The sequence below is a fragment of the Chloroflexota bacterium genome (assembly GCA_018829775.1).
GTDB lineage: Bacteria > Chloroflexota > Dehalococcoidia > Dehalococcoidales > RBG-16-60-22 > E44-bin89.
The window spans coordinates 15,535-40,850 of record JAHJTL010000013.1 but is presented as its reverse complement, the minus strand read 5'-3'; the positions used below and the strand labels follow the sequence as shown (position 1 = coordinate 40,850).

Annotated in this window: 24 protein-coding genes; 13 read left to right on the top strand and 11 right to left on the bottom strand. The window is 53.0% G+C overall.

The genetic code is table 11. The annotated features are described in order from the left end of the window. The 6 genes from glnS to KKD83_01785 all read left to right on the top strand — a co-directional run. On the top strand, positions 1-1,081 hold a 1,081-nt coding region (gene glnS / locus KKD83_01810; GenBank protein MBU2534885.1), incomplete at its 5' end, for a glutamine--tRNA ligase. 61 nt (positions 1,082-1,142) lie between these two features. Beyond that, entirely contained in the window at positions 1,143-1,652 is a 510-nt protein-coding gene (locus tag KKD83_01805; GenBank protein MBU2534884.1) for a hypothetical protein, read from the top strand. 42 nt (positions 1,653-1,694) lie between these two features. Beyond that, positions 1,695-2,102 carry a hypothetical protein gene (locus tag KKD83_01800; protein MBU2534883.1) on the top strand — a complete coding sequence of 136 codons (408 nt, stop codon included), beginning with the start codon at positions 1,695-1,697 and terminating at the stop codon, positions 2,100-2,102. Positions 2,103-2,120: 18 nt separating this feature from the next. Further along, positions 2,121-3,119 (top strand): radical SAM protein, encoded by a 999-nt coding sequence (locus KKD83_01795; GenBank protein MBU2534882.1) that lies wholly within the window; start codon positions 2,121-2,123, stop codon positions 3,117-3,119. A 460-nt stretch (positions 3,120-3,579) separates the two neighbouring features. Next, the gene (locus KKD83_01790) at positions 3,580-4,563 is read left to right on the top strand and encodes a GNAT family N-acetyltransferase (protein ID MBU2534881.1); all 984 of its coding nucleotides are present in this window, start codon (positions 3,580-3,582) and stop codon (positions 4,561-4,563) included. Positions 4,564-4,584: 21 nt separating this feature from the next. Continuing rightward, positions 4,585-5,820 (top strand): glycosyltransferase, encoded by a 1,236-nt coding sequence (locus KKD83_01785; GenBank protein MBU2534880.1) that lies wholly within the window; start codon positions 4,585-4,587, stop codon positions 5,818-5,820. Here the strand turns inward: KKD83_01785 and KKD83_01780 are convergent. Then, complete coding sequence (locus KKD83_01780) at positions 5,817-6,749, bottom strand: GNAT family N-acetyltransferase (GenBank protein ID MBU2534879.1); 933 nt, start codon at positions 6,747-6,749, stop codon at positions 5,817-5,819. The genes KKD83_01785 and KKD83_01780 overlap by 4 nt on opposite strands. 87 nt (positions 6,750-6,836) lie before the next feature. On the opposite strand from KKD83_01780, the gene KKD83_01775 reads away from it, so the two are divergent. Beyond that, positions 6,837-7,538: a PIG-L family deacetylase gene (locus KKD83_01775; protein MBU2534878.1), complete on the top strand. Its 702-nt coding sequence runs from the start codon at positions 6,837-6,839 to the stop codon at positions 7,536-7,538. Between the two features lie 12 nt (positions 7,539-7,550). On the opposite strand, the gene KKD83_01770 is transcribed toward KKD83_01775, so the two are convergent. Beyond that, on the bottom strand, positions 7,551-8,192 hold the full coding sequence (locus KKD83_01770; protein MBU2534877.1) for an MBL fold metallo-hydrolase: 642 nt from the start codon (positions 8,190-8,192) through the stop codon (positions 7,551-7,553). A gap of 145 nt (positions 8,193-8,337) precedes the next feature. On the opposite strand from KKD83_01770, the gene KKD83_01765 reads away from it, so the two are divergent. The 4 genes from KKD83_01765 to KKD83_01750 all read left to right on the top strand — a co-directional run bounded on the left by KKD83_01765 (position 8,338) and on the right by KKD83_01750 (position 12,510). Continuing rightward, complete coding sequence (locus tag KKD83_01765; protein MBU2534876.1) at positions 8,338-8,811, top strand: HIT domain-containing protein; 474 nt, start codon at positions 8,338-8,340, stop codon at positions 8,809-8,811. A gap of 128 nt (positions 8,812-8,939) precedes the next feature. Continuing rightward, positions 8,940-10,274, top strand: a complete 1,335-nt coding sequence (locus tag KKD83_01760; GenBank protein MBU2534875.1) for an amidohydrolase family protein — start codon at positions 8,940-8,942, stop codon at positions 10,272-10,274. Next, positions 10,274-11,824: a PAS domain S-box protein gene (locus KKD83_01755; GenBank protein ID MBU2534874.1), complete on the top strand. Its 1,551-nt coding sequence runs from the start codon at positions 10,274-10,276 to the stop codon at positions 11,822-11,824. Before KKD83_01760 ends, KKD83_01755 begins: the two co-directional genes overlap by 1 nt. Further along, positions 11,821-12,510 (top strand): response regulator transcription factor, encoded by a 690-nt coding sequence (locus KKD83_01750; GenBank protein MBU2534873.1) that lies wholly within the window; start codon positions 11,821-11,823, stop codon positions 12,508-12,510. Before KKD83_01755 ends, KKD83_01750 begins: the two co-directional genes overlap by 4 nt. A gap of 33 nt (positions 12,511-12,543) precedes the next feature. Here KKD83_01750 and KKD83_01745 read toward each other — a convergent pair whose 3' ends face one another. Further along, the gene (locus KKD83_01745; GenBank protein MBU2534872.1) at positions 12,544-13,425 is read right to left on the bottom strand and encodes an NAD(P)-dependent oxidoreductase; all 882 of its coding nucleotides are present in this window, start codon (positions 13,423-13,425) and stop codon (positions 12,544-12,546) included. Between the two features lie 218 nt (positions 13,426-13,643). Here KKD83_01745 and KKD83_01740 point away from each other — a divergent pair, with 218 nt between their 5' ends. Together KKD83_01740 and KKD83_01735 are read left to right on the top strand one after the other, a co-directional pair. Continuing rightward, positions 13,644-16,364 (top strand): GNAT family N-acetyltransferase, encoded by a 2,721-nt coding sequence (locus tag KKD83_01740; protein ID MBU2534871.1) that lies wholly within the window; start codon positions 13,644-13,646, stop codon positions 16,362-16,364. A 69-nt stretch (positions 16,365-16,433) separates the two neighbouring features. Then, a complete protein-coding gene (locus KKD83_01735; protein ID MBU2534870.1) occupies positions 16,434-16,826 on the top strand; it encodes a protease inhibitor I42 family protein in 393 nt (130 codons plus the stop codon). Positions 16,827-16,850: 24 nt separating this feature from the next. On the opposite strand, the gene sucD is transcribed toward KKD83_01735, so the two are convergent. The 8 genes from sucD to KKD83_01695 form a co-directional block, all read right to left on the bottom strand. Continuing rightward, positions 16,851-17,720 carry a succinate--CoA ligase subunit alpha gene (gene sucD, locus KKD83_01730; GenBank protein MBU2534869.1) on the bottom strand — a complete coding sequence of 290 codons (870 nt, stop codon included), beginning with the start codon at positions 17,718-17,720 and terminating at the stop codon, positions 16,851-16,853. Then, positions 17,717-18,859 carry an acetate--CoA ligase family protein gene (locus KKD83_01725; protein ID MBU2534868.1) on the bottom strand — a complete coding sequence of 381 codons (1,143 nt, stop codon included), beginning with the start codon at positions 18,857-18,859 and terminating at the stop codon, positions 17,717-17,719. Before KKD83_01725 ends, sucD begins: the two co-directional genes overlap by 4 nt. Before the next feature lie 173 nt (positions 18,860-19,032). After that, a complete protein-coding gene (locus tag KKD83_01720) occupies positions 19,033-20,085 on the bottom strand; it encodes a hypothetical protein (GenBank protein ID MBU2534867.1) in 1,053 nt (350 codons plus the stop codon). Positions 20,086-20,100: 15 nt separating this feature from the next. Next, positions 20,101-20,736, bottom strand: a complete 636-nt coding sequence (locus KKD83_01715; protein MBU2534866.1) for a corrinoid protein — start codon at positions 20,734-20,736, stop codon at positions 20,101-20,103. 84 nt (positions 20,737-20,820) lie between these two features. Then, on the bottom strand, positions 20,821-21,690 hold the full coding sequence (locus KKD83_01710; protein ID MBU2534865.1) for an amidohydrolase family protein: 870 nt from the start codon (positions 21,688-21,690) through the stop codon (positions 20,821-20,823). 172 nt (positions 21,691-21,862) lie between these two features. Further along, positions 21,863-22,894: a hypothetical protein gene (locus KKD83_01705; GenBank protein ID MBU2534864.1), complete on the bottom strand. Its 1,032-nt coding sequence runs from the start codon at positions 22,892-22,894 to the stop codon at positions 21,863-21,865. 135 nt (positions 22,895-23,029) lie between these two features. Then, positions 23,030-23,893, bottom strand: coding sequence for a proline/glycine betaine ABC transporter permease (locus tag KKD83_01700; GenBank protein MBU2534863.1), 864 nt, complete (start codon positions 23,891-23,893; stop codon positions 23,030-23,032). 72 nt (positions 23,894-23,965) lie between these two features. After that, complete coding sequence (locus KKD83_01695; GenBank protein ID MBU2534862.1) at positions 23,966-25,186, bottom strand: glycine betaine/L-proline ABC transporter ATP-binding protein; 1,221 nt, start codon at positions 25,184-25,186, stop codon at positions 23,966-23,968. Between the last annotated feature and the right edge of the window lie 130 nt (positions 25,187-25,316).

Below are 25,316 nucleotides of genomic sequence, written 5' to 3'. Positions count from 1 at the left end.
CGATAAGTGGTGCATCTATCCGATGTACGACTGGGCCCATGGCCTTGAGGATTCCGTCGAAGGGATTACCCATTCCATCTGCACGCTGGAATTTGAAGACCATCGTCCATTATACGACTGGTTCCTGGACGAGCTGGGCGTTTATCATCCCCGGCAGATAGAGTTTGCCCGACTCAATCTCACCTACACCGTGATGAGCAAGCGCATGCTTCTGGAACTGGTACGGGAAGGGTATGTGAGTGGATGGGACGACCCACGGATGCCGACGATATCGGGTTTGCGCAGACGTGGCTACACACCGGGGTCCATCCGCAACTTTTCCCGGCGCATTGGAGTGGCGAAGACCGGCAGTACCATCGATATTGCCTTGCTTGAGCACAGCCTCCGCGAGGATTTAAACAAGCAGGCTCAACGCGTTATGGCAGTGCTGCGCCCGCTGCGGGTGGTCATTGAGAACTATCCGGAAGACCAGGTGGAAGAAATGGATGCGGTGAATAACCCCGAGGACCCCGGCGCGGGGACACGAAAGGTACCCTTTTCGCGCGTGCTATATATCGAACGGGAGGATTTTCGCGAAGACCCACCGAAGAAGTTCTTCCGCCTGGCGCCGGGCCGTGAGGTGCGGCTGAGATACGCGTATTTTATCACCTGTGTGGATGTGGTCAAGGATGAACAGAGCGGAGAGGTGGTTGAGCTCCGCTGCACTTATGACCCGGCCACGCGGGGCGGTGACTCCCCGGATGGACGGAAGGTCAAGGCAACGTTGCACTGGGTTTCGGCTGAGCACGCCCTCGAAGCTGAAGTACGCCTGTACGAGCACTTATTCAGCAAGGAAAACCCGACTGATGTGGAGGATGGGGCTGACTTCAAGGCTTATTTAAACCCCAATTCCCTGGAAATATTGACCTCGTGCCGTGTTGAACCCGGTCTTGCCGGCGCAACACCCGGAAATCGGTACCAATTCGAGAGGCAGGGCTATTTCTGCGTCGATACCGATTCATCTGCCGGGAAAATCGTATTCAATCGGACGGTGCCGTTACGGGATACCTGGGCAAAGATAGAGAAGCAGGGGGACAGGTGAATTTCACTTAAAAACCCCTGAACACTTATTTAAGCCCCAACCACAATAGAGGTAATAATTTATGGCTAAAGATGAATATTCCAAGATACCGGCTGAAAAGCTGGTGGAGCTGTGCTCACGAGGCGCCTATACGCTTGACGGCCTCTGGGTCACGCTGGTGGAGGAGAAATACGGTCTCGACGCGGCCTTGGAAATAGATATCGAGGTCTGGCGGCGATTATGTCTGACGCAGGCAAGACGGGTGCCGAAATATTTGCCGATTAAGGAAAGCAGCCCGATGCGACAGCTTATCAGGGTCATCGAGCTCGACCCGGTTCTGAACGTTTTCAAGCCGAAGGCTGTGGAGCTTACCGATGAGCGGGCGGTGCTGCGTTTCACCGACTGCCCGCCGCAGAAGGCGAGGCTCAGGGATGGGAGGGGTGAATTTCCCTGCAAGTCGGTGGGTAAGGCATACCTCAACTCCTATATCGAGGTTATTGACCCCAGAATCAAATTGACCTGTGTGACCTGTCCTCCAGACGAACACCCGCCGGAATACTGGTGCCAGTGGCAATTCGACCTTCAAGAGTAGGCTTGCTGCCATATTAGGGTAATAGGGGGAGGTAGTCAGGGCATGGTGAAGGAGAACACTAAGCGCACAATTAAAGACTGGCTTAAAGTTACTGTCCTGCTCCTGGACGAGGCGGTAGCCATAGCTTTGGTGTTGGCCGCTCTTTGGTTTTTTAAAATCAGCCTACCGCTCTGGTTAGCGATTGTGGTCGCCTTGTTACTGGGTACTTTAGTCTTTGTCATTCATAAACTGGTCATACCCACTTTTCACGCCAGACAGGTTACCGGTCGGGAAGGCATGATTGGTCTGGTGGGTGAAGTAATTGAACCACTAACTCCCAGCGGTGTGATACGGATTGAGGGTGAATACTGGAAAGCAAGATCGGTGGAAGGAAATGTGTCGGCGGAGCAAGAAGTCGAAATCCTGGATTTGAAACAGCACGTCCTAGAGGTGAAGCGCAAAAAGCAGTAATTATTGGCCATTGTAATTATGGAACCTGAATACATTGCGTTGTATAAGTCGGGCGAATTAGCGCATCGTGCCAGGACTCTGGAGGCGCGGTTGCGTTCCTGTGATATCTGCCCGAGGAAGTGCGGCGTTAATCGACTGGAAAGCGAGAAGTGTTTCTGTCATTCCGGCTACCTGCCGATTGTGGCGGCGGCCTGTGCCCATCATGGAGAGGAACCGGCCATATCCGGGGACAAAGGCTCGGGGACCATTTTCTTCGGCAACTGCAATCTGCGCTGTGCTTACTGCCAGAACCACCAGATAAGCCAAAACCACAGAGCACAGCAAAGCAAGCAGGTTGATTATAAAAATCTGGCCAGCTATATGCTTTATCTCCAGAACGAGCTGGGCTGCCACAATATCAACTTTGTCTCGCCATCGCACTTCGTCCCGCAGATAGTAAAAGCGTTGCTGGAAGCAGTGCCGATGGGCCTGCAAATACCGCTGGTATACAATACCAGCAGCTATGATTCTGTGGATACTTTAGAATCGCTTGACGGCATCATCAGCGTTTATCTGGCCGACCTCCGATACGCCTCAAATAGCTGGGGATGGAAACTTTCGCGGGTTTCGGACTATGTGGAGCGAGCCAGAGACGCGATTAAGGAAATGTATCGGCAGGTTGGTGACCTGGCGTTGGACGAAAGCGGTATCGCGCAGAAGGGATTGCTCGTGCGACACCTGATACTGCCCAACCGGCTGGCGGGAAGTCGGGAATCGCTCGCCTGGCTGGTCAACGAGGTTTCTCCGGCGGTCACGGTCAGCATCATGGCGCAGTATTACCCGGCCCACCGTGCTACGCGGATACCTTTAATTAGTCGCAGAATCAATGAGCAGGAATATGAAGAGGTCATCGGGCTGCTGGATGAACTGGGGATAGAGAATGGCTGGGTGCAGGAAGTTGACGCTTCAGATACTTATCAACCTGATTTTGCTCGCAGGGGGCACCCTTTTGAACCGGCGATGAGCCGGCACAAATAAGGTTTAGTGTCTACTGGCTCGATTTCCCCTTCCGTTTCATCCAGGCAAAGCGTATCTTCTTGCCGTTGCGCTTATCTTTCTTGTTTACGTTTTCAATAAATGTTTTAACATCAGTCAGAGACTTCTCGGTCATGATAAAATCCTTTCGAAGATTAACAAACCAAACACATTATACTATATCAGCGAGGTAAGGGCAAAATCGGCTCTTGGCAAAGTGGGCTCGGCTACCTAAAGTATCCATTATCAGAAGTAAAAAGGTACGGCATCAATGCAGGATATTGCACCCGTAATCGTTTTTGTCGGCGTCCTGGTCTTTCTGGCCCATCTCTTCACCGCCATTTTCAGCAGGACCAGGGAATACCGGTTTAATGTCAAAGATAAAAAAGATAAAACGAAAAAATAACGCCGTTCTATCCAAATTGATTTTGCGGCTAGCAAGGTGATACACTGGTAGCTAAATATGAATTTTACCGTAACTCAGGAGAGTTTCGACCGCCTCACTTCATACTGGAATGATCCTGGCTCTGGGTTGAAGTGGGGTTCTATTTTTGTTTTACCGGCGTGGCTGGAAGTCTGGTGGCGTACTTTTCAGCCAAAATCGGAATTATACCTGACCGCGGTACGTGATAAGTCAGGTATTATCGGTATCGCCCCGCTTCATCTCAAAGGCAAAGAAGCATGCTTTGTGGGCAATGCTGATGTCTGTGATTACCAGGACTTCATCATCGTGCCCGGAAGAGAAGCTGAATTTTTCAATGTCCTGCTTGATGACCTGGCCAGGAAAGGTATCCAGCAACTGGAACTGAACCCGGTGAGGCCGGACTCAAGCGTGATTACCAGCCTGGTAGCTGTGGTCGAAAAACACGGCGGCAGTGTAATCTGCCAGGAAGGCGATGTAACCGTGGAGATGGATTTACCCGCCAACTGGGAGGAATACCTTGAGGGACTGGACAAGAAACAGCGTCACGAGGTAAGGCGCAAGCTGAGAAGGCTGTGGGGTGCCGGAGACGTGCAATATCGCTGTCATGAAGTTGGTCCACAAGATGTCAGCAAGCTGACTGACACCTTCCTAAAACTCTTTTCCCTGAGCCGTGAGGAAAAGGCGGATTTCATGACAGCTCAGATAGAGACGTTTTTCCGAGCGCTGGCTGAAGCTATGGCGGGAATCAAACTGCTGCGATATGGTATCCTTGAAGTGGAGGCGCAGCCGGCGGCCATGATCATGGGCTTTGACTGCAACCAGGTGATGTATCTTTATAACAGCGCCTACGACCCCCAGTACGATTCCCTGAGCGTTGGTTTGCTTTCCAAGGTTCTCTGTATCAAGGAGAGCATCAATCGGGGCAGAAAGAAATGGGATTTTCTCAAGGGCGCCGAGAAGTATAAATACCAGCTTGGGGGCAGTGAAATCAGACTGTACAATTGCCGGGTAACGATTAAATAGAGGTACAAGGAGAGAAATATTTTGCCAAGCGAAAAATCACTCAAGATTGCCATGCTCAGTGCGCACAGCTGTCCGGTGGGCAAGCTGGGCACCAAAGACACTGGCGGCATGAGCGTCTACGTCCTGGAGCTGGCACGTGAGCTGGGCAAACTGGGGCATCGGGTTGATATATATACCAGAGTTCACGACTCCAAGGACAAGATAATATATGAGCTGGGACAGAATGCTCGCCTCATTCATCTCAGGGCGGGCGAGGATGAAGAAATACACAAGCTGGCAGTATACCCCCACCTCCCTGATTTTGCCAGGCGCCTTGAGGATTTCCGCAAACGTAACCACCTGCACTACGACCTGGTTTACAGCCATTACTGGTTGTCAGCCTGGGCGGGAAAGCATCTGCAGAAATGGTGGCGGGTGCCTCACATGATCATGTTCCATACCCTGGGCGCGGTGAAAAACGCGGTCGGCGTTGGGGAAAAAGAGCCTGAGCTCCGCATCAAAACAGAACGCTCCGTCATCAGCGATTGTAGTCGCATTATTGCTGCTACCGAAAAAGAAAAGGCAGACCTGATACGGCACTACAGTGCTTCGGCGGAAAGAGTCAAAGTCATCCCCTGCGGCGTAAATATGGATATGTTCAGACCGATGGACAGGGTAGAGGCCAAAAAACAACTTGGTCTGAATGATGATAAGACCATTATATTCGTCGGGCGCATTGAACCGCTAAAGGGCATCGACCGGTTGATGATGGCTATGACCTATCTTCAGAATGGTTGTCGGCCGCGACTTCTAATCGTTGGTGGTGGGGGGAACAGTCGACATGAAATCGAACGACTGAGGAAGCTGGCAGAGGAGCTCCGGATAGGGGACTCGGTCGACTTTCTGGGCTTGATGAAGCAGTCTGATTTGCCACTTCTCTACAGTGCGGCCGATGTCTGCGTTGTCCCGTCATATTATGAAAGCTTCGGCCTGGTAGCGCTGGAATCGCTTGCCTGCGGCACCCCCGTGGTGGCGACGAAAGTGGGCGGAGCGGAAAACATTATCAGGCATGGTGAGACCGGTTTCCTGGTCAATGACAATGAGCCCAGCAGGCTGGCGGACGAGATAAAGCTGGCACTATCGCGCTCAGATGACAATGGGCATCTGGCATCGATAATGCGGTCTTCGCTGGAGCCGTTTAGCTGGCCGAATATCGCCGGGGCTGTAGCCAGAGAGTGCCGTGCGCTCCTGGCGAACGGAACAGACGGAGCCGGCTAATCAACCTGCTTTTCATAGTATAAGCTACGTGCCGTAACTTGAAAGCCGAAAGATTTATAGAGTGAAAAGGCCGCCGGGTTCTCGCTGTCCACGGTTAATTCCGCAACTCTAATGCTCTTATCTTCGAGGTAAGACAGTCCTGCCTGTAGCGCCAGCCTGCCGATGCCCCTGCTGCGGTAATCAGGGTCGACGCCAAGCATAAAGATGCGTCCCTTTTCCTTCCCCGTTTCCGTACTCTTTTCACAGTTTATCTTAGTCCAGCAGTATCCGACAGGTCGAGCACCATCATATATGAGGACAACGTCTTCTGCTGAGGCACCGCTCAGGTTTAAAGCGTAGGCAATCTCTTGCGGCGTATTCGGATTGAAACCCCAGGTATCGGTGAAGCAGCAATTCTGGACGTCAGCCAGTCTTTTTTCCTCGCCTTGCTGAAGGTAGCGCAGAGTGAATTCACTGTTTAACGTATCCGGCAGCTTTGCCTCGGATAAAGAAAGGCTCATTTCGAGGAACTGCCGGACTATGCTGAAGCCAAACCTGGAGAGTATCTCCCGGGCGGCGGTATTTGCCTCCAAAACATTGACGTGCATTACCTCGACCTCTAGCTCTCTGGCGCGTTGTGTAACCTGCTCAAGAAGTCGCTTCGCCAGACCTTTGTGCCGATGCTGGGGATGCACCAGGCAATCAAGCAGCACCCGGCGGGTGATCATTTCCGTCTTAATATTCAGGAAGCCAACGATTTTCCCTGATGACTCGGCGATAAAAAGGTCTTTTTCCGGGTTATAGAGAGGTCGCTCCAAATATTCCCGGAGTGTTTGCCGTGAAGTACAGAGCCCCGACCGGTCTATCTTCTCTGCTTCAATGTGTAAGTTTACGTATTCATCGAAATCTGAGGGCCGGTAATTTCTGATGTTGTAGGTCTGCTGGCTCATTATGGCATATTCCTATCCCAAAATTGTATCAAGTACCCCGATGTTATACAATGCTAATTAGTACCTCGGAAACAAGGAGATTCCCCAATGTCAGTTAAAAAAGCCGATGTCCTTGTCATCACACCGCACCCGGATGACGCCGAGTTTGGCGTAGCGGGCACCGTGGTCAAATGGGTGGCGGAAGGTAAGGAAGTTGTCTACGTTGTCTGCACCAACGGTGACAAGGGTACCAGTGATTACAGCGTAAAGCCGGAGGCCCTGGCTGAAATTCGAGAGCGTGAGCAACGCTGTGCCGCTGAAGTGCTCGGCGTGAGAGAGGTTATTTTCCTGCGCCACGCAGACCAGAGCCTGGAAGATACGCCCGAGTTCCGCAAGGAAATCGTCCGGCTGATAAGGATGTACCGACCCGACATCGTCGTCTCGGCTGACCCGTATCGCCGGTATATCTGGCACCGTGACCACAGAGTTACCGGGCAGGTGGTACTGGACGCCGTTTTCCCATTAGCCAGAGACCATCTTGCCTATCCCGACCTGCTGGAAGAAGGGCTCAAGCCACACCGGGTGAAAGAGGTCTGGATGTGGACCATCATCGACAATATCAATCACCGCTCCGATATCACGGATACCTTTCATATCAAGCTGGAGGCACTGCGCTGTCACGAAAGCCAGGTAGGCAACAGCCGTTTTCCGGACCTGGAGGAAAGGATGAGGCAGTGGGCAAAAGACAGGGCCAAGGGAACGGAATACGAGCTCGCCGAGGCCTTTCACCGTGAGGAAATCCTCTGGTAGCTGAATCCATTATTAGGACGAAAGCCAGAGCACATCACCACAGAGGTTGGGGTCGCGTGGGCGTGAGGAGAAGATTTTAAATTCTTCTTTTTCCTTCTTTATAGTGGTTGGCTCTCCGTGTCCTGGATAAACCGGCGTATTATCATTCAGCGTGAAAATCTTATCCGTTATCGATTTTACAACCTGTGCGAAGTCGGCGGGTGTTCCCGTCTTGCCCGGCCCTCCCGGGAAAAGGGTATCTCCCGATAGCAGATAGTTCCCTGTTTTGAAGCAGAGGCTGCCCGGCGTGTGCCCGGGTGTGTGCAGGACAGTAATCTGAATCTTCCCGAAGTCAATGGTATCGCCATCTTCGAGCAATATCTCCGGTGGCGGAGACAATATGCTGGAATCAGCGGCGTGAGCCGCCAGGGGTATTTTCAACTCGGAACGGAGTTGGGCAAGTGCACCGATATGGTCCATGTGGGAGTGGGTGAGCAGAATATACCGGGGAGTAGTGCCTTTCAGTCGTGATATGATTTTATCCGCTTCGGCGGGAGCGTCCACGATAATGCTCTCTTTGGTTTCCTGACAGATAAGAATGTAGGCGTTAGTGCCAAAAGGTCCCAGCTGGAGCTGTTCAATCTGCAAACTGCTATCATTGACCACGATAGTCATAGCCGTCACCTCACTTTCTCAGCATTATTATACCACTTGGGAAAAACGCTATTGCGACAAAAACCATAAAAGTATCAGCCCTTTCGTTGACGTGTTGAGGTCCGCCGATTAAAATAGCAGCAAGTGAAGGAATAAGGAGCGCTTTATGAAACGGATCTGGGCGCCGTGGCGCATGCAGTTCATCAGCATGAAAAAACCGAGGGGCTGTTTTCTCTGTGAAAATCCCACGCAGGATGACGATGTTAATAATTATATCCTTTTCCGGGGCATTAAGAACTTCGTCATACTGAATAACTATCCCTATAACCCGGGCCATTTAATGGTCGCGCCTTACCGCCACGTGGCCAACCTGGAAGACCTCACTGCTGAAGAGAGAAACGAGCATTTCGAGATAGTAAGCCGTTGTATCGAGGTTCTTCGTCAGGAAATGAATCCTGAGGGCTTTAATGTTGGCATGAACCTGGGGAAAGTGGCCGGTGCCGGGATAGCGGACCATGTCCATACCCATATAGTGCCGCGCTGGCAGGGAGATACCAACTTTATGCCCGTTCTGGCCGATGTGAAGGTGCTGCCGGAGGCTCTGGCTGAGACCTATGAGAAACTCAAAGGCAAATTCTGAATAAAGTTCACCTGTCATACTTTCAGACCCGAATCAATGCGTTGACATAACTCCATACTGGTGCTAATCTGAAATCGATAGCCTGTAGTGTATGATAAGTAAATGTTGAAAGGTTGAGAGGGGCAATAGTGAACCAGACCAATGAGCGGATAAAGGCAGAGGTTGAAGGCATCTCCCTTGTCGATACGCACGAACATATCATGCTCGAGGCGGAACGCAATGAGTGCGCCGTGGACTTCAGTTACCTTTTTGCGCACTATAATTCCAGCGACCTGATTTCGGCGGGACTGTCGCCGCGCATGATGGAGGCCATACGCTTCCCGATGCACCGCGTGAGGGTGGAGGCGTATAAGAGACGCAAAGTACGCCGCTTCATCCCTGAACCGGAAAGGGCAGATATGTCTCTGGACGAGCGCTGGCAGGCGATGGAGCCTTTCTGGGAGATGATAAGGAATACGGCCTACGCAAAGCAGACGCTGATAACCATCCGGGGTATATTCGGCATTGATGATTTGAACCGGAATACCTACCGCCAGCTTTCCGAGGCAATCGCCAAATCCAGAAAGCCGGACTGGTATCGCTATGTTATGAGGGAAAAAGCAAATATTGCCGTGTCCATCGTTGACTGGCAGAGCACGGACCTGCAGCCAGATATCTTCGTCCCGACCATGCGGCTGGACCATTTCGTAGGCGTGCTGTCGCGGGCCGACCTCGGTATCCTTGAAGGGGAATCGGGAATAACCATACATTCACTGGATGACCTGGTAAAGGCGATGCGCACCGCGCTGGAGGGATATGTAGCCGGAGGCGCTGTGGCGGTCAAAAGCGCCCTCGCCTACAATCGCGTCCTGAAGTACGATAAAGTATCCCGGCATGAGGCGGAAATCGCCTTCAACCGAATTGCCAGCCACCTTGGTGAGGGACTCGCCTGGCTTGAGGCCAAACCGCTCCAGGACTATATGATGCATCAGGTAATCCGCGCGGCCATTGAAGTCGGGTTACCGATTCAGGTACATACCGGCCTGCAGGAAGGCAATGAAAACATCATCACCAATGCCGACCCCACCCATCTGGTAAACCTGTTTATTGAGTATAAGGAGGCCAAATTCGACCTCTTCCACGGAGGATATCCATACGTTCACGAGTGGGCAACGCTGGCCAAATACTTTGCCAATGTAACGGCTGACATTACCTGGCTGCCCATTATCTCGCCGGAGATGGCTAGGCGACTGCTGCACGAACTGATAGAGACGGTCCCCGGAAATAAAATCATGGCCTTTGGTGGAGATTCAATGACGGTGGAGATGGCATACGGGCATGCGGTAATGGCGCGTCAGATGGTGGCCCGTGTCCTTTCCGAGAAGGTCGATGAGGGCTACCTTAGTGAAGATGAAGCCGTTTCAATGGCACGGCGGATGCTCAGGGACAACCCGGCATCATTATACAAGCTGAAGGCAGCATAATGACTCTGCGCAGAAAAACCCGAATTATTGTCGGCACGATGTTTCTCGGACTCATCGTTATCCTCTATTTCCTGTCCGAAAGTATCCTGCTCGATAATAATGGTGCTGGTTCAGTCAGTATCTACGAGCAGGACGTGGCCATTGCCTATCTGATGCTGATGATTGTTGGTGCCGGACTGCTGTTTGGCATTGTTACTATCCTGCTATTGGAAAAGCAGGTGCTGTCCAGGCTTACCCACCTGAGCAATGGTATCCAGAGCATTGGCACCAGCGGTGATATTACAGAAAGGGTCCAGATGCCGGGGACAGATGAACTCTCCGTTCTGGCGGGCACTATCAATGGTTTACTGGCAGCAATAGAGGAGTCGGAGGGTGAGCTGCGGGAAAGCGAAGAGCACTATCGCCTGCTGGCAGAAAACGCCACCGATGTCATTTTAGCCATGGACGTGAATTTGAAGTTCACCTACGTCAGCCCGTCGGTGGTACGGCTTAGCGGACATAGCGTCGAAGAAGCCCGGGCACAGTCGCTGGACCAGGTTCTTACCCCTGCCTCCTTCGAACACGCGATGGACGTTTTTATGGAAGAAAGTGCCAGGGAAGGCGAGGAAGCAAAAGACCTGACCCGGTCGAGGACGCTGGAGCTTGAGGTAAAGCGCAAGGATGGCTCCACGGTCTGGGTTGAGGCGATAATGTCTGCGCTTCGGGATACTGAGGGACGTGCCATTGGCATCCTGGGAGCGGCCCGCGATATTACGGAGCGCCAGAGGGCGGAAGATAAACTGCAGGAACTCTATAACAAGGAGAGAGCACTGAGAAAGACTCTGGAAGCGGAGATACAAAAGCGGATTGAATTTACCAGAGCACTGGTACACGAACTGAAAACACCGATTACGCCGGTAATGGCATCAAGCGAGCTGCTGATGCAAAAGCTGAAAGACGAGCAATTGTATGGCCTGGCGCAAAATATCAGTCACGGAGCAAACAATCTGAACCGGCGAATCGACGAACTTCTTGACCTGGCCAAAGGCGAGGTCGGTATGCTGAGGCTGAATCCGGAACCCATGGACCCAAAACAACTTTTACAGAGGGTTGTTGATGAAGAGATACCGGTTGCCATTCGCAACGAGCAGACGCTCACCGCAAAGCTTCCAGACACACTGCCAGTAATCGTGGCTGATGAAGAGCGTTTCCGACAGGTTGTACTCAATCTGGTGAACAATGCGATAAAGTTTACACATCCCGGAGGTAAAATAACCTTGAAAGCTAGGGTAGAGCGTGATAATCTGGTGGTGGAAGTTCAGGATACCGGCGTTGGGATAAGCGGGAATGAGCAGAAATTACTGTTTGAGCCATACCGCTCTCTTGAGAGCGATCGAGAGCGATTGAGTGGTCTGGGGCTTGGTTTGAGCCTGTCCAAGAAGCTGGTGGAGCTTCACGGGGGACGGATATGGGTAAAAAGTGAAAAAGGAAAGGGCAGCACTTTTGGCTTTTCCATACCGCTGGCCGGAACCGGGCAGAAGGAAAAAGTTAACACAGGAAGTAAATCATGAAAGTTCTCATCATTGAGGATGACCAGGCAATCGTGGAAGCCATATCTCTGGCACTCCAGATAAGCTGGCCTGAATCGAAGGTGCTATCTACTCACCTCGGAGAGAGGGGAATTGAACTACTCCAGTCCGATAGCCCGGACGTCATCATCTTGGACCTCGGTCTGCCTGATATCAGCGGCTTTGAAGTACTGAAGCGTATCCGCCTTTTCTCAGATGTGCCAATCCTGATTCTGACGGTCAGGTCGGACGAGACTGATATTGTCAAGGGTCTGGAGTGGGGGGCGGATGATTACGTTATTAAACCTTTCCGACAGATGGAGCTTTTGTCACGGATAAAGCTGGTGACGCGACGCCGTGGCGTGTTTGGCGAAGGAACGCCCCTGATTTGCGGGCCGTTGAAGTTTGACCCCTCCGCCGGCCAACTTTTTTGCGGAGAACAGGAGATAAGCCTGACGCCTACTGAAGGCTCTATAATACATCACCTGATGAAAAACGCCGGGCGGGTGGTTACCCATTCCGGGCTGGCCGAGTCGGTGTACGGCATAGATTATCCAGATGCGGCGGATAGCATCAGGGTACATATAAGACGTCTGCGTACCAAAATTGAATCCGACCCCAGCGACCCCAAAATCATCCTCACCCGTGCCGGGGTGGGTTATCTGATGGCCAGGCAGGAAGAGTCATGAACTGGCTGCGGGATGCTTGACCTGTTCCTCAATCTACAGGCCAGCGAATTCCTCAAGAAGTTGAAAAACCGAGATGGCGTCTTTCTGACCAAGGCCACGGGCTCTGGCCATTCGATAAATCTGGTAAACGGTGCTGGACACCGGAAGGGGTATCTCCAGTGCTCGGACAGTGTCCATTATAATACCCGTATCCTTGATAAGGATGTCCACGGTAACCTTGGGTACGAAATCTCTGGCAATCATCGACGGACCCATCCGTTGTAGCACTTCGCTGGTTCCAGAGCTTCTGGTGATGACGTCATACACGGTCTGAAGGTTGATGCCCAGCTTTTCCGCCATGACCATCGCCTCGGCCACTGAGACGATGTTGGCGCTGACCAGGATTTGATTGACCATTTTCATTGCCTGACCCTGCCCGACCTTTCCCACGTGAAACACATTGCTTCCCACCGCTTTCAGGACATCTTCGTTTTCTTTTACCACCGCATCCTCCCCGCCCACCATCAATGCCAGACTGGCATCCTCTGCTCTTAACCTGCCGCCGCTTACCGGTGAATCGATAACCGATATACCATGCTCGCGGGCAACGCTTTCTACCTCGGTCACGTTCTGCGGTGTAATCGTGCTCGTAATTATGAGAGTGGTTCCCTTGCGCATACCGCCGAGTGCACCTTCGGGAGGTAACACTGCTTCTTTCACCTGTTGGAAATCGAGCACCATAACGATAACCGTATCGCTCTCTTCGCCGACTTTCCTGGCGCTTTTAGCCACCCGTGCGCCAAGCTTCTCCATCTCAGCGAGAGGCTCCTTTCTGACATCAAACACAGTGAGCGGGTAACCGGCCCTGGCAATATTCGTTGCCATCGCTTTGCCCATTGAGCCCAGACCGATGAAACCGACCTTCCTTGTTTTCATTGGCGTGCTCCTTCCTTATTACGTTTATCCTGTGATTCTGGAAAACTTTTCCCATTATGCTCTCTAACACCGCAAATGGCAAACCAGAGCATTGACACCCCGGAACAAAAATAGAAGCACCGGGGAAGCCTGTCAAAGGCAATTCAGAATTCAACCCCCTTTACTACTTGTCTTTACTGATTTATGATATATACGTCGTTCATGAAACGGGAGATAGTGTGATTAAGATGACGGTGGCAACAAGTTCAACGTATCCAGCACAGTACGAGACTGAAGTACTTCTGAAAGATGGCTCAAGGATACTGCTGAGACCGATACGTCAGGATGATACCGAGCGCTGGCTTGCCTTTTTCCAGCGACAAAGCCAGCAAACCAAATACTTTCGCTTTCAACGTGACCCGGGCGAAATGGGACCTGAGGACGCCCTGCGCTTCTGTACCGTGGATTATAACAACACCTTTGCGCTGGTTGGCGAGGTGCAAAAAGAGCAGCGCAAGGAAATCGTTGCCATCGGGCGTTATTACCGCCTTCCAGATAAGCGCTCGGCGAGAGTTGCCTTCGCCATCGAGGACGCCTACCACGGCAAGGGAATTGGCACTAAGCTTATCGAGTGGCTGGCTAACATTGCCCGTGATAATGGTATCGCCTTTTTTAAAGGCGACGTCCTCGCCGAGAACGAACGCATGATGTCCGTTCTCAAAGATTACGGATTCCACATTGACAGCGAACTCAGAGGCGGTGTCTACCACCTTACCATTCCCATAGCCAGAAGTCGGCGGGTGGAAAGGAAAGAGGCGGAAAGGGAACGCCTATCGACGGTCGCTTCAATACGAAACGTTATGGCGCCGCGCTCAATCGCGGTGGTCGGCGCTTCCAGGCAACCGGGCAGCATCGGGCAGCTGGTCTTCCGGAACATCATGGAAGGCGGATTCGCCGGCGTTGTCTACCCGGTGAACCCGAAGGCGGATGCCATAATGGCGGTGAAGGCCTATCCTTCCATACTTGATGTCCCGGGAGAAGTGGACCTGGCCATAATCATCGTGCCTACGCAGTTTGTCGCCAAAGTGGCGGACGAGTGCGGGCGAAAGGGTGTTCGTGCCATAATTGTCATCACCGATGGATTCAAAGAAAGGGGGCCGGAGGGAGCCGCCCGTGAGGAGGAGCTGCGTGATGTGGCGCTGGGCCACGGTATGCGGCTGGTGGGCCCCAACTGCATGGGAATCCTCACCACCGACCCTGAAGTGAGACTGAATGCCTCTTTTTCCCGCATCTATCCACCCCGCGGCAATATCGCCTTTCTGTCCCAGAGTGGCGCCATGGGGCTGGTCATTCTGGAGTACGCGAACGACCTCAATATGGGTATCTCCGACTTTGTCAGCGTGGGCAACCGTGCCGATATCTCTTCCAATGACCTGCTGCAGTACTGGGAAGATGACCCGGCGACGAGAGTCATCCTGCTCTACCTGGAGTCGTTTGGTAATCCGCACAGGTTCAGCCGTATCGCCAAACGTGTTTCAGCCAAAAAGCCAATCGTTATCGTCAAAGGCGGGACCACGCTGGTCGGCTCCCGCGCTGCCTCATCCCATACCGGCGCGCTGGCGACACCCGAAGTGGTCTCGGACGCTTTGTTCCGCCAGGCAGGAATCACTCGCGTCGATAGTATCCAGGAACTTTTTGACGTGGCAACGCTGCTTTCCAGCCAGCCGCTCCCTGAAGGTAAAAGACTGTTCATCGTGACGAATGGCGGTGGGCCGGGGATTCTGGCCGCCGATGCCTCGGAGCAGCAAGGGCTGACCCTCTCCGAGCTTTCTTCTGAAACGGCAGGGAAACTCGACCAGCTCATCAAACGGGATATCAGGATTGGCAATCCACTGGACCTCACCGGCAGTGTTACCCCGAAGGAATTTGAAGGTTCCCTGAGGGTGCTGGCCGAGGATGATAATGTCGATGCTGTCCTGGCGGTATTTGTCCCTGCGGCGGTCATAGACTCATCGCTGGTGGAAGAGTCCATCCGACGCGTCAGCACCCTTTATCAGCGGCGCAAGAAACCTCTGCTCGCCTGCTTCATGGGGCAGCGGGGATTCAGAGCCAGATTGGGAACGACAGGCAGCTTTGTGCCGTGCTATCCCTTCCCCGAAAACGCTGTCTCAGCGCTGGCCAAAGCGGTTGAGTACCGCGAGTTAACGAAAAAGCCAAGAGGCATCGTGCCCCGCATCAAGGGCATTAAACGGGAACAGGCACGCCGTATCATAGAAACGGCAATGAGCCGGAATAAGCAGAGGCCGTTCTGGCTTCCCGCAGAGGATACAGTGGACCTGTTAAATTGTTATGGCATTTGTATTGTTGAGACATCGGTCGCTAAGAGCGCGGATAAGGCAGCTGCCATCGCGGCGCAGGCAGGCTTTCCGGTGGTCGTTAAATTAAACTCGCCGTCCATCACGCACAAGACTGACGTGGGTGGTGTGATATTGGACCTCAATTCGAAAAATGAAGTGAAAACCGCATTTAATACCATTAAAGATAAGCTGGCGGCCATCGGGCGTGAATCTGAGATGGAAGGTGTAACCATCCAGAAAATGATTACGGGCGGCGTTGAAATAATTGCCGGGGTAACGCAGGACCCGACGTTCGGACCGCTCATAATGTTTGGCCTGGGCGGCGTGCAGGCCGAGCTGTTAAAGGATATCGTCCTCCGTCTGCATCCACTCACCGAGCTGGATGCCAGCGAAATGGTCAGTTCAATCAAAATGGCCAGTCTGTTCGAAGGTTTCAGGGGGGCGCCGCCCAGCGATATCCAGGCAATGCAGGATTTGCTGCTCAGGTTGTCCGCCATGGTTGAGGATATTCCACAGATTGCGGAGCTGGACTTCAATCCGGTGAAAGTAATGGCGAAAGGGGAGGGATACCGGGTGGTGGATGCCAGAATCAGCCTGAAATAAGCATAGCTGCTTCATTTGATGTTTTGTTCGACAGTGAATTAGAATAAGAGTAAGTAGAAAGGGATAAAAATGACTAAGTGGCTACTCCTGGCAATGATACCTGTAATAGTAATTGGTCTCCTGGCCGGATGTGGTGAGAAAGAAGAAGAGCAGCAAAAGTACGGCTTCCTGCCGGTGGAGAAAATTGAAGTTAAGGTAAACAATGAGTTTACCATCGCCCGATCGTTCGACCTTAATTCCGGCTATATATGGCGGGAAAAATACGATGAATCAATGCTCGAGCTACTGGAGAGTATGGTTGATAGTGAGACCAAGGAAGGCGGAACCATTGTGCTCTTTCAGGTCTTCCGGTTCAAGGCAAAGCAAAAAGGCAATACGCAAATATTTCTTGCTCACATCAGGGCATCCATGGAAGGCGATGATGTCCGCACGCAGGAGATATTCGACATTTACATAAAGTAATCAATCTTACTGATCCCAGCAGTATTACCCCAGCCTGTTCTGAACCAGTTTCACCACGTCCAGCGGGTATTCCGCCACATCAACACCTGCTTTTTGAAAAGCGCTGATTTTACTTTTTGTCGTGCCCCGGTCGCCCTGTACGATGGCTCCAGCATGGCCCATGCGCTTTCCCTCGGGCACGCTGTGGCCGGCGATGTAGGCTATCACAGGCTTTTTCATACGGTCGGCGATAAACCGGGCAGCGTGCTCCTCCTGCATGCCTCCCACCTCGCCGACGATGACAACAAGGTCCGTGGCTGGATCGGTATCAAAAAGAGCCAGCAGTTCGGACATGCCGGTGAATGGCACCGGGTCGGCACCCATACCCACAACAGTGCTCTGGCCCAAACCAGATTCGGCCAGGTCGACACATATCTCGTAGGCGAGTGTACCGCTCCTCGAAATGACCCCGATTCGACCGGGCTGGAACATGTTTCCGGGCATAATGCCCATCTTGGCCTCTCCCGGAGTGATGATTCCGGGACTGGTTGGCCCCAGAAGCCGAACGTTGCGTCCTGAAGCGTAATCCTTTATCTCCATGGCATCGTGTACCGGAACGTGCTCGGTGACCACCACAATAAGACTGACGCCAGCGTCTATGGTCTCAAAGGCGGCGTCCTTAACCGCTGCCGGCGGTACGAAAAAGACGGAGGCCTCCGCTCCGCGCTCGGCAACGGCCTGGGCGACGCTATCATAAACCGGTACGCCCTCCACCTCCTCGCCGCCCTTCCCCGGAGTCACGCCGGCCACGATATTCGTCCCGTACTCCAGCATCCATTTTGTCTGAGCCCGGCCCACCCGACCGGTGATGCCCTGCACCAGCACCCTGGTATCGCGATTCAAAAGGATGCTCATCTTGTTTCTTCCAGTCTTCGGAAAAGGTATTCCACACTTTTTTCCGTGGCCACGTCGGTGACCACCTCAACTCCTCCCTCTCTCAGTATCTGCCAGATTTCCTCCTGCCGATTTCCTCGCGCTCTGGCCACGATGGGGATGCTTGTCGGGTGCTCCTGAAGGAAACGGACGATTCCCCTGGCGCCTTCATGAATGGGGTTGATTCCGGCGAGAAGGTTGAGGAACACGGCCTTGAGACCCTTCTTCTGCATAACCAGTTCCATGACGCGGTAAAGAAGTTCTTCGGAGATGCCTCCTCCCGTTTCCAGGAAGTTGGCCGGGCGGTATCTGCGCCCGATGATGTCCATGGTTGCCATGCCCAGGCCTGCCCCGCTGGAGACGATGCCGACCTCGCCGTCCAGTTCCACGTAGGTTACCCCGATCTGACGCCCCTTCCTCTCCAGGAGGCTGGCAATGCGGTCTTCGGGTGATATTTGCAGCTCCGGATGACGGAACAGACCGGAATCGTCGATATCCATCCTGGCATCAAGGGCCAGGTAATCACCTTTTACGGTGCATACCAGCGGATTGATTTCAGCAATGGTGGCATCATATTTGCGAAAAACATTGTAGAGCCTGTGCAGAATCTCGGCTATGCGGGCTGATTCATCGCCAGTAAGCCCGGCTTTTTGAGCCATTTGCCTTGCTTCGGGCAGGCTCAGGCCGGCCGAAATGGAAACCTGCCTGGGAACAACCATTTCAGGGTGAGTCCTGGCCGTCTCCTCGATGGAAACGCCGCCGGAGGTGCTCAGGATAACCACCGGGCTGCCAGCGACACCATCTATGGTCACTCCCAGGTAGAACTCCCGGGCCACTTCCGCTTTTTTCACCACCATTACCCTGTCTACCGGTAGCCCTCTGATGGACGATTGCAGAATCCGCCGGGCAAATTCCTCTGCCTGCTGTGGAGACTCCGCAGGTTTAACCCCCCCGGCCAGCCCGCGTCCTCCGATCAGGACCTGAGCTTTAACCACGACGGGAACCCCGATTTTTTCGGCTGCTTTACGTGCCTGCGCAGGGCTGTCAACGACTGCGAAATCGGGGACGGGTATACCTTCCTGTCGAAACAGGTCGCCGGCTTCAAACTCGTAAAGCTTCATTTCTGCCTGAGGGAAGTTTACTCCAACCGGAAAGCAGCGTCAAAAGGCACCGCATATGTGGCTTAATTAACAGCAATAGACTGGAGACTGAGTACACGCTCTAATGTGTTCCCAATCTCTTACGGGCGGGGATTAGTATTTACCGCGTTATTCTGAAGGCAGAATCGGCACTATCACAGGTTAAGCGGGTATTTACCATACTCTCTTATGGCCCGTATCATCTCGGCATAGTTATCCGGGTTAACGGCGCCATGAATGGAATTGCCGGACATGCAGATGTAGCCTCCACCCTTGCCCGCCTTGCGGATGCAGTCCTTGACCGTTTCGCGGACCTCCTCTTTACTTCCCCAGCTCAGCAGTCTGCCGCAGTCAACGTTGCCCATGATACAGACCCTGTCGCCGTACTTTTCCTTTGCTTCTCCAATGTCCATGCCGGCTACGGGGTCGATCGGGTGGACGCCATCAGCGCCGGCCTCTACAATAAGGTCGAAGATGCTCCAGATGTTCCCGTCGGTGTGCTTGAGACACGGTATGTTCCGGCTGTGGCAGTAATCAACGACCTCTTTGAAGCCGGGGATGAGAAATCTGGCCGTATGCTTAGGTGACACCATGGGGCCATTGGTAAATGCCCAGTCAGCGGTTTCAATGATTATATCAGCCCCGACATCTATCAGGTTTTTGGTATAACGTTTGTAGTAATTGGAGGTAATTTCATTTAAACCCTCCACCAGTTCGGGGTCTCTTATCATGTCCTTTAACAGCTCATCCTGGTTGCGGAGGCTGCCATAAATGGTGCCGAAGGGTCTGACCACGGACATAATAGCCCGCTTCCCCTTGAATCTTTTCACCGCCTCTTCTAGTCTCTTGAACCGCCCTGGCAGGTCGGGGTCGGGAGGGACGTATTTGGCCAGGTCTTCCTTGGACTTGATTGCCGGCTCCAGAACCATGGGGATGGTACGTGATACCCCGGAGTACTGCTTGATGGCGCCCCACTGGTCGCGGACGAGGCCCTTGGCTTTATCCAGTACTTCAAAGGAGTCCGTTTTTAGCTCGTGATAGCAAATGGCATCCAAATCCATGTATTCGATAAAATCCTCGTAGGTGGCGCCAGGTTTGAGCGCCTCAATAATCCTCTCATCAATATCGAGTTCAAAAGTTGGGACGGTATCAGGCTCCTGGAGGTGAACCGCCTTCATCACACGCTCTCGATTGGTAAGCGTCTGCATCTTTATTACCCCCAATTATTTATTTAAAAGGCCCTTTGCTTTTGTCACCGCTTCCACGGCGTCCCGGGCAAAGGCATCAGCCCCGATCTGGTCGGCAAAGGCCTGATTCAGTGGAGCGCCGCCTACCATTACCTTGACTTTGTCTCTTAGGCCGGCTTCCTTGAGGATATTTATCGTTTCCGGCATCTTGGGCATGGTGAAGGTCAGCAGGGCGGACAGCCCGAGGATATCATAGTTTCCTTTTCTAATTTCCTCGCAGAAACGGTCCGGGGTGATATCTATGCCAAGGTCGGTGACTTCCCAGCCGTTTCCCTCAAGCATGAGAACGACGATATTCTTGCCGATGTCATGGAGGTCGCCCTCAACCGTGCCAATGGCGTACTTCCCGGCGTAGGCAGCCCCTTGGCTTGAAAGTTCTGGTCTCAGCAGTCCAATTGAAGTTTTCATGGCATCGCCGGCCATAAGCAATTCGGGCAGGAAAATCTCCCCGCTTTCGAAGTCGCTGCCCACACGGTTCATCGCTGGCAACAAGCCTTTGTCCAGTATCTCTTTGGCGGGCACCTGTGCCGCCAGCGCTTTCTGCGTTGCTTCGGCTGCTTTGGCAACCTGTCCATCAACAATGCTATTGGTTAGTTCATCGAAATTAAACATGATTTAGCATTTCACCTCCAATGATTTTTCAATTCTACCGTACTTGATATTGTATCACAGAACGTCAAGCAAGTCGGCTTAATCTCAGTTCAGGCCCAGCAGCGCCAGTGCATCCTGGTGGATTATTTGTTCCAATAGCTCCTGTGGAACCTCCGGGAGGTGGTGTTTTTTAATAAAATCATTCAGGCTGCGTAACCCGTCTATCGCCTCCTGCGGCATCGTTATGGGATAATCAGAGCCCAAAAGCAGCTTATCCATCACTCCCCATTCGTAGGCCATACGGATACCGTTGTAGAACGACCAGGGTCGATAAAACCGCCCCGAAATATCGGCGTATACGTGCGGATGTTTCCGTATCACGATGAGACAGTCCTCTTGCCAGGGGTGGCCGATATGGGCCATGACGATGCGCAGGTCGGGAAAACGAATGGCGATTTCGTCCATCACCAGCGGGTGGGCATAGCGGAGGGGTGCATCGCGTATGGGAGAGGTTCCCTGGTGGAACAGGACGGGCAGGTTCCATTCTTGGGCTTTGGTATAGACACGAAGCGCGTTTTGCCCCAGGGGTTCGAAGTTCTGATAGTTTGGCCCCAGCTTCAGTCCACGCAGCTTGAGCTCGTGGTAGGCCCTCTCCATTTCCTCAACTGCGTCCGGCGCATCCGGCCACACAGACATGAAGCCGATAACTTTCTCCGGTGCCTTAGCCACCAGTGCGGCTGTAGCGTCATTGGCCTTCTTCGCGTCTTTTTCCCCGATAACGGCGGGACGGTCCGGTGGCATGGCGATGCCGAAGGAGATGACCCGGTCCACCGGCTCCATTGCCTTGAAGAAATCACGGTGGGTGGTGGTGAGCCTGACCGGCTTATCCGGCCGCATCTGTTTGTTCACGATTTCTTCTGCCGGTGGTACCTCTGAAACATGGGTTGGCACGTGGGTGTGTACATCAACTATCATTGTTCACGCTCCTGTTAATGTAATCTGGTGACTGTTGCTCTGTGATACATTTTACCATTAAGCTAAATTTTACACCTGTTTATACTCACAAATCCAGCACGAAGAAAGGGGAGCCGATATCGGCTCCCCCTGAATGAAGACAGGTTGGAGACATTTCAAACGCAATCGCTTACTATGGTTGCGCCAATGCATCCTTTATCTTTTTGTAGGCATCGTCGGTAACCCAGGTCTTCCACGTGCTTTCGTAGTTCTCCAGATAGTAGACGGCGGCCTGTGACCACTCCTGGACCTCGTTTTCCAGGGCCCAGGCGGCTACCCTGTTGATGGCCGCAAGGCCCAGCTCCATTTTATCCATGACATCGACAAGCTCAGGCGCTTTATCGCGCAGCTGTGGGTTGATGCCCTTGTTGGTGGGAAGGGTTTCGTAGGCGCAGGCCTCTGACAGGGGACGCAGGCTCTGGTCAGTTCTGGCGGCGGTTATCTGTTCCCAGATCGCCTCGTTGTACGGGGGCTCTTCGAGGACATACCAGTCATACGCGCCCATGAGCGCTGTAGGTGCCCAGTAGTAACCAAAAACCGGTTCTTTCTTCATCTGCGGGCCTAAGAGGGCGGCATCCAGGGCGCCGGAGCTGCCAGGTGAGATGATGTTGTAGTACTCGGTGAGCCCGTAGGCTTCCATCTTCACCTCGTTGATTTCGGCGCATTCCCAGCCGATGATACAGCTGATGAAGGCGCCCTTGTTCGGGTCCTCGGGGTCTTTCACCAGCTCCCAGTGGTCCTTCATATCGAAGACCGTCTTTATGTTGTACTCGTCAGCCATCCACTGCGGAATGACCCAGAACTGGGGGCCACCCTCGTAGACAGGTCCCATGTTCTCGATTTTGCCCTCGGCGATGTACTCGTCGTATTTATCCTTCCAGTTCTGCTCCCAGAGCTCCACCCAGATGTCTATCTCACCGTTGGACAGGGCCAGTTCGGCGATGGGCGTGGTCATCTCAATGGTCTCCACCGGGTAGCCGTAGCCGTTCTCCGAGATATATTCGAAGACCGCGTTGATGATCCAGAGGGACTCCCACTGGGCATCAGCGAGTTTGATGGTCGGCTTCTCCTTGGGGCCGGCGCAGCCCACCACCATGGAAACTACGAGCAGCAACACGGCCAGAACCAGTATGCCTCGTTTCAAATGTGAATTGATTCTCTTCATTTTCCCTCCTAACTATGGTATCTCAAGTTGCTTGAGCGCAACCAGTCAGTTAACGAAAACGTTTATCGCTTATCTCTGAATTCATTCACCCCCTTTCTGCCGTAATCTTGGCTATTTGTTACCGAGATGCTGGTGCTATCTTGTCATAACTCTGCGTTCCTTCTTGGCAAATCCCTGGCTGATACGGTCCAGGATAATCGCGGTGAATACGATGCTGATGCCGCCAGTGAAGCCCCGGCCGACCTCAAGACGGGCGATACCGTTGAGGACCTCTGTCCCCAGCGTCTTGGCACCTATCATGGAGGCGATAACGACCATGGCCAGTGCCATCATGATGGTCTGATTTAGCCCGGCGAGTATGGTCGGCATGGCAAGCGGTATCTGAATTTTGCGCAGGAGCTGCGAGGCCGTGGCGCCGAAGGCTCTGCCGGCCTCGACCACCGCGGCATCTGCCTGCCGTATGCCCAGATTGGTGAGGCGTATGATGGGCGGAATGGCGTAAATAGTCGTGGCCATAACCGCCGGTGTTTTACCCAGCCCGAACAGCATGAGCGCGGGAATAAGGTAAACGAAGCTAGGGAGCGTTTGCATCCCGTCCAATACCGGGCGGAGCAATTCGTCAAAGCGATTATTTCTGGCTGCGGCTATCCCGAGTGGTAGACCCAGGATGACGCATATCAGGCTGGCGGTAAGAACGATGGCAAGGGTGCTCATGGTCAGGTCATACAGGCCGAGAAAGGACATCGCTATCAAGAAAGATACCGCGATGATGCCGAATTTCCAGCCGGCAGCGCGCCAGGCGATGAAGCCAATTAATATGATAAATACCCACCAGGGAATCAGCAGCAGGAATCTTTCAAAGGGCAGCAGGATGTGAAGAACACCGCTGTTGATTGCCGAGAAAAACGGGTCCCAGTTGACCACGACCCATTCAACCACCCCGTCTATGAATTTAATTACTTCCCAACCAAAATCCCATTCCTTGGGGAAATCCAGCATCAGGCTTTATCCTTTCCTCTCTTGGTGTATGAATGAAGGCACAGCGAACATCCGCATTTGGCTTCTGACAGGCTAGCGTTTCCCATTGGAGCCGTTCTGGGCGCCGTTACCACCGGTAGCCTGGATTATGGCCGTTCTGGTGACCATCCCCTGCAAGCGCTGCGCCTCGTCGAGAACAGCCACCGGGATGTTACACTCCGCTACCAGCTGCAGGCAGTGCTCGAGGGTCGCATTGGGCAGCGCAGTGGGGCATTCCCGTTCGACTATTTCGCCCGCTTTTACCGACCCGTTATCCTTGGTGTCAATGGCATGCTCCTTGGTTAAGGCACCTTTGAATATGCCGGTACTATCCACCACGAAGGCAAAGTCGACTTCCTTCTTCTCCATTTCTCCGATGGCTGCCGCAACCGGCTGTTCTTCCGTGATGACTACCAGAGGTTCCTCCATGATATCGCGAACCGGCAGCACTTTACCACGAGGCACATCTTTAACGAACTCGCGTACATAGTCATCCGACGGATTGTTAACAATTTCCACGGGAGTACCCAGCTGGACTATCTCTCCATCCCGCATGATGGCGACACGGTCGCCCAGGGTGAGAGCCTCAAGAAGGTCGTGGGTGATAAAAATCACGGTTTTCTTCAACTGCTGGCGCAGATTTATGAATTCTTCCTGCATCTGGCGGCGGATGAGCGGGTCAAGGGCACTGAAAGGCTCGTCCATGAGCAGAATCTCTGGTCCTACCGCCAGGGCGCGAGCAAAGCCCACCCGCTGCTGCATGCCCCCGCTGAGCTCATTGATGCGGCTCCTCTCCCAGCCTTTCAAGCCCACCAGTTCTATCGCCTCCTGAGACTTTTTATACCGTGCCTCTTTTTTCTCTCCCCGCACCTCCAGGCCGAAGGCGACATTGTCAAAAACCGAACGATGGGGGAGAAGGCCGAAGTTCTGAAAAACCATGCTCAGTTTATGGCGGCGCAGCTCCCTGAGTTCCTGGTCATTCATCTTGGCAATATCGGTATCGTCAATGTAGATAGAACCCCTGGTCGGTTCCATGAGGCGATTGATACAGCGCGCCAGTGTGGACTTGCCACTTCCGGAAAGACCCATAACAACGAAAACTTCGTTTTCCTGAACTTCAAAGGAGACATCCCGGATGGCGATAACGTGACCAGTCTTTTCCATAAGCTCCTGCTTGGAGGCACCGTTTTCGATTAAATCAAATACGCTCTCCGGGTTGGGCCCGAAGATTTTCCATACCTCTTGGCAGCGTATCTTATGGCTTTTATCAGACATAGTATTACTTAATATTTGATATCAGGGAATCAGAAGCGGAGGGATTGGCTGGGGGAAAAATCCGCCGGATATAATGAAGTTAAAGTAACAGCCGATTGGCTGAAACTTTACATAACCTCCTTACAAGTAT

Coding starts and splice junctions, on each gene's coding strand:
- KKD83_01805 (MBU2534884.1), top strand. CDS start 1,143: ATGGCTAAAGATGAATATTCCAAGATACCGGCTGAAAAGCTGGTGGAG.
- KKD83_01800 (MBU2534883.1), top strand. CDS start 1,695: ATGGTGAAGGAGAACACTAAGCGCACAATTAAAGACTGGCTTAAAGTT.
- KKD83_01795 (MBU2534882.1), top strand. CDS start 2,121: ATGGAACCTGAATACATTGCGTTGTATAAGTCGGGCGAATTAGCGCAT.
- KKD83_01790 (MBU2534881.1), top strand. CDS start 3,580: ATGAATTTTACCGTAACTCAGGAGAGTTTCGACCGCCTCACTTCATAC.
- KKD83_01780 (MBU2534879.1), bottom strand. CDS start 6,749: ATGAGCCAGCAGACCTACAACATCAGAAATTACCGGCCCTCAGATTTC.
- KKD83_01775 (MBU2534878.1), top strand. CDS start 6,837: ATGTCAGTTAAAAAAGCCGATGTCCTTGTCATCACACCGCACCCGGAT.
- KKD83_01770 (MBU2534877.1), bottom strand. CDS start 8,192: ATGACTATCGTGGTCAATGATAGCAGTTTGCAGATTGAACAGCTCCAG.
- KKD83_01765 (MBU2534876.1), top strand. CDS start 8,338: ATGAAACGGATCTGGGCGCCGTGGCGCATGCAGTTCATCAGCATGAAA.
- KKD83_01755 (MBU2534874.1), top strand. CDS start 10,274: ATGACTCTGCGCAGAAAAACCCGAATTATTGTCGGCACGATGTTTCTC.
- KKD83_01750 (MBU2534873.1), top strand. CDS start 11,821: ATGAAAGTTCTCATCATTGAGGATGACCAGGCAATCGTGGAAGCCATA.
- KKD83_01745 (MBU2534872.1), bottom strand. CDS start 13,425: ATGAAAACAAGGAAGGTCGGTTTCATCGGTCTGGGCTCAATGGGCAAA.
- KKD83_01735 (MBU2534870.1), top strand. CDS start 16,434: ATGACTAAGTGGCTACTCCTGGCAATGATACCTGTAATAGTAATTGGT.
- sucD (MBU2534869.1), bottom strand. CDS start 17,720: ATGAGCATCCTTTTGAATCGCGATACCAGGGTGCTGGTGCAGGGCATC.
- KKD83_01725 (MBU2534868.1), bottom strand. CDS start 18,859: ATGAAGCTTTACGAGTTTGAAGCCGGCGACCTGTTTCGACAGGAAGGT.
- KKD83_01720 (MBU2534867.1), bottom strand. CDS start 20,085: ATGCAGACGCTTACCAATCGAGAGCGTGTGATGAAGGCGGTTCACCTC.
- KKD83_01715 (MBU2534866.1), bottom strand. CDS start 20,736: ATGTTTAATTTCGATGAACTAACCAATAGCATTGTTGATGGACAGGTT.
- KKD83_01710 (MBU2534865.1), bottom strand. CDS start 21,690: ATGATAGTTGATGTACACACCCACGTGCCAACCCATGTTTCAGAGGTA.
- KKD83_01705 (MBU2534864.1), bottom strand. CDS start 22,894: ATGAAGAGAATCAATTCACATTTGAAACGAGGCATACTGGTTCTGGCC.
- KKD83_01700 (MBU2534863.1), bottom strand. CDS start 23,893: ATGCTGGATTTCCCCAAGGAATGGGATTTTGGTTGGGAAGTAATTAAA.
- KKD83_01695 (MBU2534862.1), bottom strand. CDS start 25,186: ATGTCTGATAAAAGCCATAAGATACGCTGCCAAGAGGTATGGAAAATC.